We start from the raw sequence: 13963 nt of genomic DNA, 5'->3' as shown, positions 1-13963 counted from the left end.
TCGCAGGCGGGTACTCCGTCTGCGCCGGTCCGGGGGTGGAAGTGCAGCGCGACTTCCACCCTTCGACTACAGCTGGTCTGCAGCTCCTCCCGCGTCAGAACAGCACCTTGGCCACATCGGCGAAGCGCTTGGCGAAATGCACGGTCAGACCTTCCTTGAGGTAGGCAGGCAACTCTTCGAAGTCGCCGCGGTTGGCTTCCGGCAGGATCAGCTCGAAAATCTTCTGCCGCCGCGCCGCGATCACCTTCTCGCGCACTCCGCCGATCGGCAATACGTGACCGGTCAGCGTCAGCTCGCCGGTCATGGCCACGCCTTTCTTCGGCGGCTGGTTGCGCGCCAGCGAGAGCAGCGCGCTGGCCATGGTGATGCCGGCGCTGGGGCCGTCCTTGGGCGTCGCGCCTTCCGGCACGTGCAGGTGCACGAAGGCCTGGTCGAAGAATTCCGGGTCGCCCTTGAAGGTTTTCAGGTTCGAGCTGACGTAGCTGTAGGCGATCTCCGCCGATTCCTTCATCACGTCACCGAGCTTGCCGGTGAGCTTGAAGCCGCGGTTCAGCGTGTGGATGCGCGTGGCCTCGATCGGCAGGGTGGCGCCGCCCATGCTGGTCCAGGCGAGGCCTGTGATTACGCCGACGCCGGAGAGCACCTGTTCGCTGCGAAACACCGGTTTGCCGAGGTAGCTTTCCAGATCCTTCGGCGTGATCTTCAGCACCGCTTGGGGGGCTTCCAGCAACTGCACCACTGCCTTGCGCACCAGCTTGCCCAGCTGCTTCTCCAGCTGACGCACACCAGCTTCACGTGCATAGCCTTCGATCACCGCTTTCATGGCGCTGTCGCTGATGGCTAGGCGCTGCTTGGGCACGCCGGTCTTATTCAGCAGCTTGGGCCACAGGTGACGCTTGGCAATGGCCAGCTTCTCCTCGGCGATGTAGCCGGACAGGCGGATCACCTCCATGCGGTCGAGCAGCGGGCCGGGAATCGAGTCCAGGGTGTTTGCCGTGCAGACGAACAGTACCTTGGACAGGTCCAGGCGCAGGTCCAGGTAATGATCGAGGAATTCGACGTTCTGTTCCGGGTCCAGCGTCTCCAGCAGCGCGGAGGCCGGATCGCCCTGGTAGCTGCTGCTGAGCTTGTCGATCTCGTCGAGCATGATCACCGGGTTCATCACCTCGACATCCTTTAGCGCCTGCACCAGTTTGCCGGGCAGGGCGCCGATGTAGGTACGACGGTGACCCTTGATCTCCGCTTCGTCGCGCATGCCGCCGACGCTGAAACGATAGAACGGCCGGCCGAGGGATTCGGCGATGGACTTGCCGATGCTGGTCTTGCCCACGCCCGGTGGGCCGACCAGCAGGACGATGGAGCCGGAAATTTCGCCCTTGAAGGCACCGACAGCGAGAAATTCGAGGATGCGGTTCTTGATGTCGTCGAGGCCTGCGTGATGCTTGTCCAGCACCTTGCGCGCGCGTTTGAGGTCGAGCTTGTCCTGGCCGAACACGCCCCAGGGCAGGGCGGTGGCCCAGTCCAGGTAGTTGCGGGTGACGGCATATTCCGGTGAGCCGGTCTCGAGGATCGACAGCTTGTTCAGCTCCTCGTCGATTCGCTTCTGCGCGGCGGGCGGCACCACCTTGCCGTCAAGGCGGGCGCGGAACTCGTCCGCGTCGGCGCTCTTGTCGTCCTTGGTAATACCCAGCTCGCGCTGGATGATCTTCAGTTGTTCCTTGAGGAAGAACTCGCGCTGGCGCTCGCCGATCTTGCGATTCACCTCGCCGGTCAGCTCCTTCTGCAGCCTGGCGACTTCCACTTCCTTGCGCAGCAGCGGCAACACCTTCTCCATGCGCTTCAAGACCGGCACGGTATCCAGCACTTCCTGCAGCTCCACGCCAGGCGCGGTGGTCAGCGCGGCGGCGAAGTCCGACAGCGGCGACGGGTCGTTGGGGCTGAAGCGATTAAGGTAGTTCTTCAGCTCCTCGCTATACAGCGGGTTAAGCGGCAAGAGCTCCTTGATCGCGTTGATCAGTGCCATGCCGTAGGCCTTCACCTCGTCGCGCGGGTCGTCATCGCTTTTCGGGTAATCGACTTCCACCAGATACGGCGGTTTGCGCCGCAGCCAGCCGCGGATGCGCACCCGCGCCAGGCCTTGGGCGACGAACTGCAGCTTGCCGCCCTCCTGCGAGGCGTGATGCACGCGGACCATGGTGCCGTGCTCCGGCAGGCTGTCCGGGTCGAAGGTGGCCATGTCCAGCACCGGCGAGTCGACGAAGAATAGTGCGACGCGCTGGTGCGGCGTCTTCGCCACGCGATCCAGGGTCTCGGCCCAGGGATCTTCGTTGACGATCACCGGCAACACCTGCGCCGGGAAGAAAGGTCGGTTGTGCACCGGGATGATGTAGAGCTTGTCCGGCTGCTGTTGATCGGGCAGTACGAGACCGTTGGAGGAGATGATTTCCTGCTCGATATGATCCTGATTGACGTCGTCGTTCATGCGGCACCCGTTGCGAATACGTGCACCTTAGATGGGTGGTGGCCCGGATGATTTCAATCCCGTCGCATGGGGGTGGGCACTTCATGCAGGCTTCGGTACAGTGCTTGCACGCACAGGTGCCCATCATGCTCAACGCCCGTCTGCTTCGCCTGGATGACCAGACTCACCAGCACGCCCACGACTATCACCAGTTGGTGATGTCGCTTTCTGGGCGCGCGGAATTCGAGGTCAATGGCTCCGGTGGCGAAGTCTGCCGGATGCGCGCCTGTCTGGTGCCGGGCGATGCCGACCACGGCTTCGCCGGCATGGGCGACAACCGCATGCTGATCATCGATCTCGACGAGCAGGATGTCGTCACCGAGGACCCCGAGCTGCTGGCCCGCCTGTTCGAGGCGCCGCGCTATCCGGCGCTGGATGCCGATTTCCAGAACCTGCTGGCCTACGCCGGTGCCGAGCTGGCGCGCTACGGCAGCGATCCGCTGCTGGCCCGGGCGCTGGGCGGCGTGCTGTTGCGGGCACTGCACCTGCGACTGTTCGGCGAGTCAGTTCAGCGCCCGGCCGGACCGCTCGATCTGCAGCGGCTGGACAGCCATATTCAGGACAACCTGGCGCGACGCATCACGGTCGCCGAGTTGGCCCAGGTGGTCTGCCTCAGCCCCAGCCACTTCCACGCCCAGTTCAAGGATTGCGTCGGCCTCACGCCGCACCAGTACCTGCTCAAGACCCGCCTCGATCGTGCCGCCCGCCTGCTGCGCGAAACGCCGCTGCCACTGGTGCGGATTGCCGAGGAGTGCGGTTTCTCCAGCCAGAGCGCATTGACCACGGCAACTCGCCGCTACCTCGGTCTGACCCCTCGCGGATTGCGCAAGTCGGACTCCTGAGCTTTCTCCTGATTGCCCTGTTTTCGGGCTTTTCAGCTACCAGGGGTATATTCCTGCGCCATCCTGGTGCGCTTTCATTACGGCCGTGTTTCCGCGTCCGGCTTTCGTAGTTTTTCGTAAAACTTCCGTAGTTTTGCGCAAGAACGGCTCGTCTTGCAGACCCTACATTCCGTCTCCCGACCTGGCTCTTCGTCTTGTGCTGCACCATCAGCCTGGCCGTGGACTAGACCTATAAGCAGACACAATCACAAGAGGAGCGGCGCATGTTCAAGGCCGGTCACGTGCTGGAAGGCGCCTTCGCCAACCAGAAAGCCGCGGAATTCTTTCCCGCCATCAGCGCCAACTACGCCGTTGACGAGGCGCAATATCTCACCGAACTGCTGCAGCTTGCCGATCCCGGCGAGGCGGGCATTGCCGCCATTCGCGAGCGCGCGCGCAGCCTGATCGAGGCGGTGCGCGGGCGTGAGAATGCCGTCGATACCCTCGATGCGCTGCTGCGCCAGTACAGCCTGGACACCCAGGAAGGGCTGATGCTGATGTGCCTGGCCGAAGCGCTGCTGCGGGTGCCGGATGCCGCCACGGCTGACGCGCTGATCCGCGACAAGCTCAACGCCGCCGAATGGGAACGCCACCTCGGCCAGAGCGACAACGTGCTGGTCAACTTCGCCGCCTGGGGGCTGGTGATGACCGGCAAGGTGGTCGATCCGGAAACCGCCGATGGCCGTCCGAAGAACGTCATCGGTCGTCTGCTCAAGCGCTCCGGCGAGCCGGTGATCCGCAGCGCAATGAACCAGGCGATGAAGCTGATGGGCAAGCAGTTCGTGCTTGGCCGGACCATCGCCGAAGCGCTGAAGAACGGCCGTCCCGAGCGCGAGAAGGGCTACACCTATTCCTTCGACATGCTCGGCGAGGCGGCACTGACTGCCGAAGACGCCGCCAAGTACATGGCCGACTACCGTCAGGCCGTGGAGACCGTCGGCGCCGAGCCGCAGGTCGGCAAGGGCCCGCGGCCATCGGTGTCGATCAAGTTGTCCGCACTGCATCCGCGCTACGAAGTCGCCCAGCGCGAGCGCGTGCTCACCGAGCTGTTCGCCAGTGTGCGCGAACTGGCCGTACTGGCGCGTCAGCGCAATGTCGGGATCACCATCGATGCCGAGGAGGCCGACCGCCTCGAGCTGTCGCTGGAACTGTACGAAAAGCTCCTGCGCGACCCGGCTATCGCCGGCTGGGGTGAGTTCGGCCTGGTCATCCAGGCTTATTCCAAACGCTGCCTGCCGGTGCTGGTCTGGCTGACGCTGCTCGGTCGTGAGCTTGGCGAACGCATTCCGCTGCGGCTGGTAAAGGGCGCCTACTGGGACAGTGAGATCAAGCAGTGCCAGGTCCAGGGCCTGGACGGCTACCCGGTCTACACGCGCAAGGAAGGCACCGACACCTCCTACCTCGCCTGCGCGCGCTACCTGTTGTCCGAGCAAACCCGTGGGGTGATCTACCCGCAGTTCGCCAGCCACAACGCGCACACCGTCAGCTGCATCCTGGCCATGGCCGAGGAAATCTCACAGCCGCGCGAGTTCGAGTTCCAGCGCCTGCACGGCATGGGCGATGCCCTGTACGACACGGTGATCGAGAAGTACGCCCGCAACGTCCGCATCTACGCCCCGGTCGGCGCGCACAAGGATCTGCTGCCCTATCTGGTGCGCCGCCTGCTGGAGAACGGTGCCAACTCGTCCTTCGTTCATCAGCTGGTCGACCCGCGCGTGCCGGTCGAATCGCTGATCGATCACCCGGTGAGCCAGCTGCGCAGATTCGCCGCACCGGGCAACCCCCGCATTCCGCTGCCGCCGGCGCTGTTCGGCAATCGCAAGAACTCCCAAGGGATCAACATGAATATCCAGAACCAATGGAACGACCTGGCCAGCGCCTATCAGCCCTTCCTCGAGCGTCAGTGGCAGGCGGCGCCGGTCATCAGCGGGCAGAGACTCGCCGGAACGCCATCCGACGTGCGCTGCCCCTATGACCTGAACAAGGTCGTCGGCCAGGCCCAGTTCGCCAGCGCCGAGCAGGCGCGCCAGGCCGTCGATCGCCTGGCGGCTTACTGGCCGACCTGGAATGCCACGCCGGTGGAAGCCCGTGCCGCCGTGCTGGAGCGCCTGGGCGATCTGCTGGAGCAGCACCGCGCCGAGCTGATGGCCCTGTGTACCGTGGAAGCCGGCAAGTCGCTGCAGGATGGCATCGACGAAGTACGCGAGGCGGTGGATTTCTGCCGTTACTACGCTCAGCAGGCGCGGCAGAAGCTCGGTCGCGAAGAGTTGAAAGGCCCCACCGGCGAGCGTAACGAGCTGTTCCATGAAGGCCGCGGCGTGTTTGTCTGCGTCAGTCCGTGGAACTTCCCGCTGGCGATCTACCTCGGCCAGATCACCGCGGCACTGGTGGCCGGCAACACCGTGCTGGCCAAGCCGGCCGAGCAGACCAGCCTCATCGCTGCGCGTGCGCTTGAACTGATGTTTGAAGCTGGATTGCCGAAAGAGGCAATCGCCTTTCTGCCAGGCGATGGCGCTACCCTGGGCGGCGTGTTCTGTCGCGATCCGCGGGTGGTCGGCGTGTGCTTCACCGGTTCCACCGACACGGCGCGCATCATTAACCGCCAGCTGGCCGAGAAGGAAGGCCCGATCGCCACGCTGATCGCCGAAACCGGCGGGCAAAACGCGATGATCGTCGATTCCACCGCGCTGCCCGAGCAGGTGATCAAGGACGCCGTCGGCTCCGCTTTCACCAGTGCCGGCCAGCGTTGCTCGGCGTTGCGTGTGCTCTACGTGCAGCGTGATATCGCTGACCGGGTGATTGAGTTGCTAAAGGGCGCCATGGCCGAGCTGAACGTCGGCCCGACCCATCTGCGTGAGAACGACATCGGCCCGGTGATCGACCAGGAAGCTCGTGAAGGCCTGCTGGCGCATATACAGCAGCTCAAGAGCGAAGGGCGCCTGATCGCCGAGGCGACATTGCCGGCTGGTCTGAACGGTCATTTCGTCGCGCCGGTGGCCTTCGAAATCGACGGCATTCACCAGCTCAAGAAGGAGCAGTTCGGCCCCGTGCTGCACGTGGTGCGCTACGACGCGGCGGACCTGGAAAAGGTCGTGGCGGCGATCAACGGCACCGGCTACGGCCTGACCCTCGGCGTACACAGCCGCAACGAGGAAACCGCCGAACGCATCGAGCAGCTGGCGCGGGTCGGCAACCTCTACGTCAATCGCAACCAGATTGGTGCCGTGGTCGGCGTGCAGCCGTTCGGCGGCTGTGGCCTGTCCGGCACCGGTCCGAAGGCGGGCGGCCCCAGCTATGTGCTGCGCTTCGCCAACGAGCGGACCACCTCCACCAACACCACAGCGGTGGGCGGCAACGCCTCGCTGCTGTCGCTCGGAGACGACTGAACGCATTCACGCTGTACCACCGAGTGAATGGCCTTGGTCATTCACCTGGCGCATCACGCTAAACCTCCCGGCCGCTCAGGCGGCCGGAACACAACAACAATTGGACAGTTGGCGGACGCTCTTCCGCCACTGACGGGCCCGGGTTGGGTCTGTCACAGGTGATGGCCTTTTCGCTATCGCCCTCTGCCAAGGTGCAGCGTGGGCCCGCTCGCGTTACGCCGAACAACAACTAACGAGGGACACACATGAGCATCAGTACACCCACGCTGATCACCTTTCTGATCTACATCGCGGCGATGATCCTGATCGGTTTCGTCGCTTACCGCGCCACCAAGAACTTCGACGACTACATCCTCGGCGGTCGCAGCCTCGGCAGCTTCGTCACTGCGCTGTCGGCCGGTGCCTCGGACATGAGCGGCTGGCTGCTGATGGGCCTGCCCGGTGCGATCTTCGTCGCCGGTCTGTCGGAAAGCTGGATCGCCATCGGCTTGATTGTCGGCGCCTGGCTGAACTGGCTGTTCGTCGCCGGACGGTTGCGTGTGCATACCGAGCACAACCACAACGCCCTGACGCTGCCGGATTACTTCTCCCATCGCTTCGAGGACGAGAGTCGCATGCTGCGGATCTTCTCCGCGCTGGTGATTCTGGTGTTCTTCACCATCTACTGCGCCTCGGGCGTGGTCGCCGGCGCACGGCTGTTCGAGAGTAGCTTCGGCGTGCCGTACGAGTACGCACTGTGGATCGGCGCCGCGGCGACCATCCTCTATGTGTTTATCGGTGGCTTCCTGGCCGTCAGTTGGACCGACACCGTGCAGGCGACGCTGATGATCTTCGCGCTGCTGATCACCCCGGTGTTCGTCATCCTCGCCCTGGGCGACATGGGCGCCGCGATGGACACCATTGCCACGCAGAATCCGGCGGCCTTCGACATGTTCAGCGGGCTCTCTTTCGTCGCGATCATCTCGCTGCTGGCGTGGGGCCTGGGCTACTTTGGCCAGCCGCATATCCTGGTGCGCTTCATGGCGGCCGACTCGATCAAGACCATCCCCAACGCCCGCCGCATCGGCATGGCCTGGATGATCCTGACGCTGGCCGGTGCCGTGGCGGTGGGCTTCTTCGGTATCGCCTACTTCGCCGGACATCCGGAACTGGCCGGACCGGTCACCCAGAATGGTGAGCGTGTTTTCCTGGAGCTGGTGAAGATCCTGTTCAACCCCTGGGTCGCCGGCATCATCCTCTCCGGCGTGCTGGCGGCGGTGATGAGTACGCTCAGTGCTCAGTTGCTGGTCAGCTCCAGCGCCCTGACCCAGGACTTCTACAAGGCCATGTTGCGCAAGAGCGCCTCGCAGACCGAACTGGTCTGGGTCGGCCGGGCGATGGTGCTGCTGATCGCGCTGATCGCCATCGGCATCGCCTCAAACCCCGACAGCAAGGTACTGGGTCTGGTGTCCTACGCTTGGGCCGGTTTCGGCGCGGCGTTCGGGCCGGTGGTGTTGATCTCGCTGCTGTGGAAGCGCATGACCCGCAACGGTGCGCTGTCCGGCATGCTGGTCGGTGCGGTCACTGTGGTGGTGTGGAAGGAGTTCATCGGCCTGGGCCTGTACGAAATCATTCCCGGGTTCATCCTCGCCAGCATCGCCATCTATGTAGTGAGCAAGATGGGTGCCGAGCCGGCCCCGACCATCATCAAGCGCTTCGAGGAAGCTGACACGGATTACCACGCCGGCTAAGGCTACTGTCGGAGTGTCGCCGCGGCGCGAAGCGGGGGCGCGCTCCCACAGTCGGTTGCTGCAGCGGATCTTGCTTTAAATAACCTGCAAAAAACCCCGGCTAGCCGGGGTTTTGCGTTTCTGTCGCAGATTCAGTCGTCCGCTACCAGATTGGATCGGTCGTCCACTGCACCCGCGGCAATCAGGTGTTCGGCTTCGTCTTCCGGCACGTGGATGCTGGTGCCGTCGATATTCATCACCGACATGCGTGCCTGGGGATCGGTGGTGATGCGGACGTCCATCAGGGCGCTGCGGTGCGTGTTGCCGTTGATGACCACGGCGCAGGTGCCGGTGGTGGTGTCGATGTCTACGGTCATGATCTATCTCCCGAAGCGGTGCAAAAGCCGCGCGCGGTTCGCCCGGCGTTTCCATGTCGACCACGAACAGGGTGCATCCGTTGTACCTGTTACTGGAAAAACAGGCTTAAATGTTACGATATAACATGTTAGATTCTCGCCCCGCGAAGCTGGCTCCGCTACCGGATGCCGGCGCACAGCCGTCTTCGGTTGCCTCGGAAGCAACCGCCACTGTCTGGAGAGTCACATGAAACTGAAGCGTCATCCCCTGGCCTGGGCGATCAGCCTGGCCCTGGTTCCGGCTGCCTGGGCCGCCGAGCCGGTCGAACTGCAATCTGTCGTGGTCAGCGCCAGCGGCCTGGCCAAACAGAGCCATGAGATGACCACGCCGGCTGCCGTGATGGAGGGAGATGAGCTGGTGCTGCGTCGCGAGGCAACGTTGGGCGAAACGCTGGAAAGCCTGCCTGGCGTACGCTCCAGCAGCTTTGGCGCCGGTGCGGCGCGCCCTGTGATTCGCGGGCTGGATGGCGCACGGGTCAAGGTGCTGAGCGATGGAGTGGAGCTGCTCGATGCCTCGACCATCAGCCCCGACCACGCGGTGACCAGCGAGCCGCTACTGGCCGAGCGCATCGAGGTCCTCAAGGGGCCGGCAACCCTGCTCTACGGTGGCGGCGCCATCGGCGGCGTGGTCAACGTGATCGACAAGAAAATCCCCACCCGCGTGCCGGAGAAGGGCTACGAAGGCGAGCTGGAGCTGCGCACCAACAGCGTCGCCAACGAAGGGGCAGGGGTGTTCGGAATCACCGCTGGCAGCGGCAACTTCGCCGTGCGCGCCGAAGGCACCAAGCGCCAGGCCGACCCTTATGAAATCCCCGGTTCGCCGGACAAGCAGGAAGGCTCCTACAACGACACCGACAGCTTCAATCTGGGTGCCAGCTTCATCGGCGAGCGCGGTTACATCGGCGCCGCCTACGGTGAGCAGAACAATCGCTACGGGCTGCTGGCCCATGAGCACGCCGATTGCCACACCCACGGCAGCGACTGGCACTGCGGTGGCCATGATGATCACGACGATGACGACGACCATGATCATGACGAGCATGGCAGCGTGCCTTATGTCGACATGCGCCAGAAGCGCTGGGATCTGCGCGGCGAGCTGAGCGATCCGCTGCCGGGATTCGAGCTTGCGCGGCTGCGCATCGGCCACAGCGACTATCAGCACAAGGAAATCGAAGGCGGGGAAGTGGGCACCCGCTTCAACAACGATGCCACCGACGCACGCCTGGAGCTGACCCATCAGCCAATGTTCGGCTGGCGCGGTGTGCTCGGCGCGCAGACGCTGCGGCGTGACTTCGAAGCCCTCGGCGAAGAGGCCTACGTGCCGCAGACGCTGACGCGCAACCACGGCCTGTTCCTGCTCGAGGAATACACCGCCGGCGCCTGGCGCTATGAACTCGGCCTGCGTCACGAATGGCAGGACATCGATGCCGATGGCCGCCCGGATACCGATCACAGCGGCACCTCGATGTCCGCCGGTGCGGTCTGGACCTTCGCTCCGCAGTACTCGTTGGGCTTCTCGCTGACGCGCTCGCAACGCCTGCCCAGCGCCGAAGAGCTTTACGCAAACGGCCCGCATGCCGCGACCCGCACCGTCGAGCTGGGTAATGTCGACCTGGAGGAGGAAACCTCGCATAACGCCGAGATCACCCTGCGCAAGTTCGCCGGCCGCTCGACCTTCAGCCTGAGCGTCTTCCGCAACGAGGTGGATGACTTCATTTATGCCGCTGATACCGGCAACGATATCGGTGGCGGCTACCGCGAGATCGAGTACCGCCAGCAGGACGCCGTGCTCACCGGGGCGGAAGGGGAGGTGCGCTTCCAGGCGACCGACGCCGTCGCCTTCACCCTGTTCGGCGATCACGTGCGCGGCAAATTGCGCGACGGCGGCGGCGACCTGCCGCGTATTCCCGCCGATCGCCTCGGTGTGCGGGTGGATCAGAGCTTCACCCCGGCGCTCAACGGCCAGCTGGAGTTCTATCGCGTGCAGCGTCAGGACGAGCTGGCCGATTACGAAAGCGAGACCGGCGGCTACAACATGCTGGGCGCCAGCCTCGGTTACAGCGGCTCGCTGAACCAGACCGATTACCTGCTCTACCTCAAGGCTAACAACCTGCTGGACGAGAAGGCCCGTCAGCACACCTCGTTCATCAAGGATGAGGTGCTGCTGCCTGGGCGCAACCTGACCGTGGGCGTGCGCCTGGCGTTCTAAGGCGAGCAAGTCTCCTGCAGCAACCTTGAGGGCCGGCAGCTACTGTCGGCCCTCGTTCGTTAAGGAAGGCGGTCTGGCACGCAGAACCTCGCGGTCACGCGCAAGTACGCGGATGACGCGCTATCCTTGCGCCCCTCGATTGTTCCGTTGCGGGTGCCGGTCGTTGTCCGCGCTGGCGATGGAACGTCAGGACCAACAAGGAAAACAAGTCCCATGAACGTCAGCACTCCCACTCTGATCACTTTCGTGGTCTATATCGCGGCGATGATCCTGATCGGTTTCATCGCCTACCGCGCCACCAAGAACTTCTCCGACTACATCCTCGGCGGTCGCAGCCTCGGCAGCTTCGTCACGGCGCTGTCGGCCGGTGCCTCCGACATGAGCGGCTGGCTGCTGATGGGCTTGCCCGGTGCGATCTTCGTCGCCGGTCTCTCGGAAAGCTGGATCGCCATTGGCCTGATCGTCGGCGCCTGGCTCAACTGGCTGTTCGTCGCCGGACGGTTGCGTGTGCACACCGAGCACAACCACAACGCCCTGACGTTGCCGGATTACTTCTCCCATCGTTTCGAGGACGAGAGCCGCATGTTGCGGATATTCTCCGCCCTGGTGATCCTGGTGTTCTTCACCATCTACTGCGCCTCGGGCGTAGTGGCCGGCGCGCGACTGTTCGAGTCCACCTTCGGCATGCCATACGAATACGCGCTGTGGGTCGGTGCAGCGGCGACCATCCTCTACGTGTTCATCGGTGGATTCCTCGCAGTGAGCTGGACCGATACCGTGCAGGCCACGCTGATGATCTTCGCGCTGCTGATCACGCCAGTGTTCGTCATTCTCGCCCTCGGCGACATGGGCACCGCGATGGCCACTATCGAAGCGCAGAACCCGGCCAACTTCGACATGTTCCGCGGGCTGTCCTTCGTCGCCATCATTTCGCTGCTGGCGTGGGGCCTGGGCTATTTCGGCCAACCACACATTCTGGTGCGCTTTATGGCCGCCGACTCGATCAAGACCATCCCCAATGCCCGCCGCATCGGCATGACCTGGATGATCCTGACCCTGGCCGGCGCGGTCGCGGTGGGCTTCCTCGGCATCGCCTACTTCGCTGATCATCCGGAGCAGGCCGGTGCGGTCAGCCAGAACGGCGAGCGGGTATTCATGGAGCTGGTGAAGATCCTGTTCAACCCCTGGGTTGCGGGCATCATCCTCTCCGGCGTGCTGGCGGCGGTGATGAGCACCCTCAGTGCCCAGCTGCTGGTCAGCTCCAGCGCGCTGACCCAGGACTTCTACAAGGCGATGCTGCGCAAAAATGCCTCGCAGACCGAACTGGTCTGGGTCGGCCGCGGCATGGTGCTGTTGATCGCACTGATCGCCATCGGCATCGCCTCCAACCCCGACAGCAAGGTGCTGGGCCTGGTGTCCTACGCCTGGGCGGGCTTCGGCGCGGCGTTCGGGCCGGTGGTGCTGATCTCGCTGCTGTGGAAGCGCATGACCCGTAACGGTGCCTTGGTTGGCATGCTGGTCGGTGCGGTCACTGTGGTGGTGTGGAAGGAGTTCATCGGTCTGGGCCTGTACGAAATCATCCCCGGTTTCATCCTCGCCAGCATCGCCATCTATGTCGTGAGCAAGATGGGCGCCGAACCCGCCCCGAGTATCGTCAAGCGCTTCGAAGAAGCCGACGCGGACTACCACGCCGGCTGATCTGCACAGCGCAGGTCGAGCATGGCGGCTCGACCTGCGGTTGGAACCGGTGTCCCGGTTCTAACCGTTCCGCCCCATATCGATATTTGCCACTGCCCGGCCTCTCCGTCGAGGCTGTCCGGGCTTCAATTCGTCACTTCCGACAAGTCGATCCGCCGCCAGCGTGCTTCGGCGAAGCTGTACACAGCGAAGGCCAGCAGGCCGACCCCGATTGCCAACAGCAGCGCGCCACCCGCAGGCATGCCCTGAAGCGCTTCGAGCGCTTCCTTGAGGCCCGGTGGATCGGTGGGCTCGTAGCGGCTACCGCCCATGAACAACAGCCCGGCGATTATCAGAAAGGAACAGCCACGTGCAGCCAGCCCAACACTGGAAACGGGGCGCACCAGATGCATGGTGCGTTCATCGCACTGGAAGTAGCGCTCGAAATGCGCACGCCATGCCTTGATCAGATGCGCAATGGCGACTCCAAGTGGAATCAGCGCAATCGCCCATATCAGCCAGTGAGAGTGCTTCAGGCCAAGAAAACGCATGAGGCTGTCGGTGCTTTCGCCTCCGGAACCGCCGCCGCCTTCGGAGAAGCGGTCCAGCCCGCTCACCAGCATGCTCAGCGTGAACAGTGCAAGCAGCAAGTTGACCACGCCACTGCTCACCAGCCCCGTGCGGATCAGCAGACCCTTGGCGTCATGCCCGTGCCGATCGGTATCACCGATGCCCTGCGTCAGCCGCCACGCCACGTGCGCGAGCAGGCCGATTACCACCAGCCAGAGCAGTATCGCCCCGAATGGCTCGCCGAGCAGTTGCTGAACTGCGCCGCGAGTGTCCACCGTTTCCCCAGAACCGAGCGCCGCCATGACGGCAAAAAAGCCGACGATGACGTACACCACGCCCCGCGCCGCGTAGCCGCTGCGTGCCAGCCAGACCACTCCACGTGTCACGTTCATATTCGCTTTCGCTCCGAAATTGAGATCATCCGATACAGCGTCGTCATAGTTGGGACGCGGTTGCGGCCCGTTCGGTTCGCTCAGATTCTCAGCCTGCAAGGCTCCATCCGCTGCAAAAAGAATTAATACCGACGAGGGAACGGGACGAAACGGCAAAGGTCTGATTCATCGCCCAGTAGCGTTTACACGCTCTTGGCTGGAA

At 63.8% G+C, this 13963-nt stretch carries 8 protein-coding genes; 5 read left to right on the top strand and 3 right to left on the bottom strand.

Features of this window, described 5'->3' with window-relative positions:
• Window positions 1-94: 94 nt before the first annotated feature.
• Entirely contained in the window at window positions 95-2482 is a 2388-nt protein-coding gene (gene lon / locus LLJ08_RS14965; RefSeq protein WP_041014714.1) for an endopeptidase La, read from the bottom strand.
• A gap of 125 nt (window positions 2483-2607) precedes the next feature.
• Here lon and LLJ08_RS14960 point away from each other — a divergent pair, with 125 nt between their 5' ends.
• From LLJ08_RS14960 to putP (LLJ08_RS14950), 3 genes are all read left to right on the top strand, one after another.
• Entirely contained in the window at window positions 2608-3363 is a 756-nt protein-coding gene (locus LLJ08_RS14960) for an AraC family transcriptional regulator (protein WP_041014735.1), read from the top strand.
• A 263-nt stretch (window positions 3364-3626) separates the two neighbouring features.
• Entirely contained in the window at window positions 3627-6788 is a 3162-nt protein-coding gene (gene putA / locus LLJ08_RS14955; protein ID WP_228207372.1) for a bifunctional proline dehydrogenase/L-glutamate gamma-semialdehyde dehydrogenase PutA, read from the top strand.
• A 245-nt stretch (window positions 6789-7033) separates the two neighbouring features.
• A complete protein-coding gene (gene putP, locus LLJ08_RS14950; protein WP_228207371.1) occupies window positions 7034-8518 on the top strand; it encodes a sodium/proline symporter PutP in 1485 nt (494 codons plus the stop codon).
• A 131-nt stretch (window positions 8519-8649) separates the two neighbouring features.
• Here putP (LLJ08_RS14950) and LLJ08_RS14945 read toward each other — a convergent pair whose 3' ends face one another.
• Window positions 8650-8874, bottom strand: coding sequence for a DUF3203 family protein (locus tag LLJ08_RS14945; protein WP_014819536.1), 225 nt, complete (start codon window positions 8872-8874; stop codon window positions 8650-8652).
• Between the two features lie 226 nt (window positions 8875-9100).
• Here LLJ08_RS14945 and LLJ08_RS14940 point away from each other — a divergent pair, with 226 nt between their 5' ends.
• Window positions 9101-11122, top strand: coding sequence for a TonB-dependent receptor (locus LLJ08_RS14940; protein WP_014819537.1), 2022 nt, complete (start codon window positions 9101-9103; stop codon window positions 11120-11122).
• A 213-nt stretch (window positions 11123-11335) separates the two neighbouring features.
• Window positions 11336-12820: a sodium/proline symporter PutP gene (gene putP, locus LLJ08_RS14935; RefSeq protein ID WP_090519144.1), complete on the top strand. Its 1485-nt coding sequence runs from the start codon at window positions 11336-11338 to the stop codon at window positions 12818-12820.
• Window positions 12821-12945: 125 nt separating this feature from the next.
• Here putP (LLJ08_RS14935) and LLJ08_RS14930 read toward each other — a convergent pair whose 3' ends face one another.
• On the bottom strand, window positions 12946-13761 hold the full coding sequence (locus tag LLJ08_RS14930; protein ID WP_228208951.1) for a DUF1206 domain-containing protein: 816 nt from the start codon (window positions 13759-13761) through the stop codon (window positions 12946-12948).
• Between the last annotated feature and the right edge of the window lie 202 nt (window positions 13762-13963).

The sequence above is a fragment of the Stutzerimonas chloritidismutans genome (assembly GCF_020783375.1).
Lineage (GTDB): Bacteria > Pseudomonadota > Gammaproteobacteria > Pseudomonadales > Pseudomonadaceae > Stutzerimonas > Stutzerimonas kunmingensis.
This window is presented reverse-complemented; position numbering and strand designations above follow the sequence as displayed.

Excerpts from the sequence above, each read along its gene's own strand:
- putA (WP_228207372.1), top strand. The coding sequence starts at position 3,627 with ATGTTCAAGGCCGGTCACGTGCTGGAAGGCGCCTTCGCCAACCAGAAA.
- putP (WP_090519144.1), top strand. The coding sequence starts at position 11,336 with ATGAACGTCAGCACTCCCACTCTGATCACTTTCGTGGTCTATATCGCG.
- putP (WP_228207371.1), top strand. The coding sequence starts at position 7,034 with ATGAGCATCAGTACACCCACGCTGATCACCTTTCTGATCTACATCGCG.
- LLJ08_RS14930 (WP_228208951.1), bottom strand. The coding sequence starts at position 13,761 with ATGAACGTGACACGTGGAGTGGTCTGGCTGGCACGCAGCGGCTACGCG.
- LLJ08_RS14945 (WP_014819536.1), bottom strand. The coding sequence starts at position 8,874 with ATGACCGTAGACATCGACACCACCACCGGCACCTGCGCCGTGGTCATC.
- lon (WP_041014714.1), bottom strand. The coding sequence starts at position 2,482 with ATGAACGACGACGTCAATCAGGATCATATCGAGCAGGAAATCATCTCC.
- LLJ08_RS14940 (WP_014819537.1), top strand. The coding sequence starts at position 9,101 with ATGAAACTGAAGCGTCATCCCCTGGCCTGGGCGATCAGCCTGGCCCTG.
- LLJ08_RS14960 (WP_041014735.1), top strand. The coding sequence starts at position 2,608 with ATGCTCAACGCCCGTCTGCTTCGCCTGGATGACCAGACTCACCAGCAC.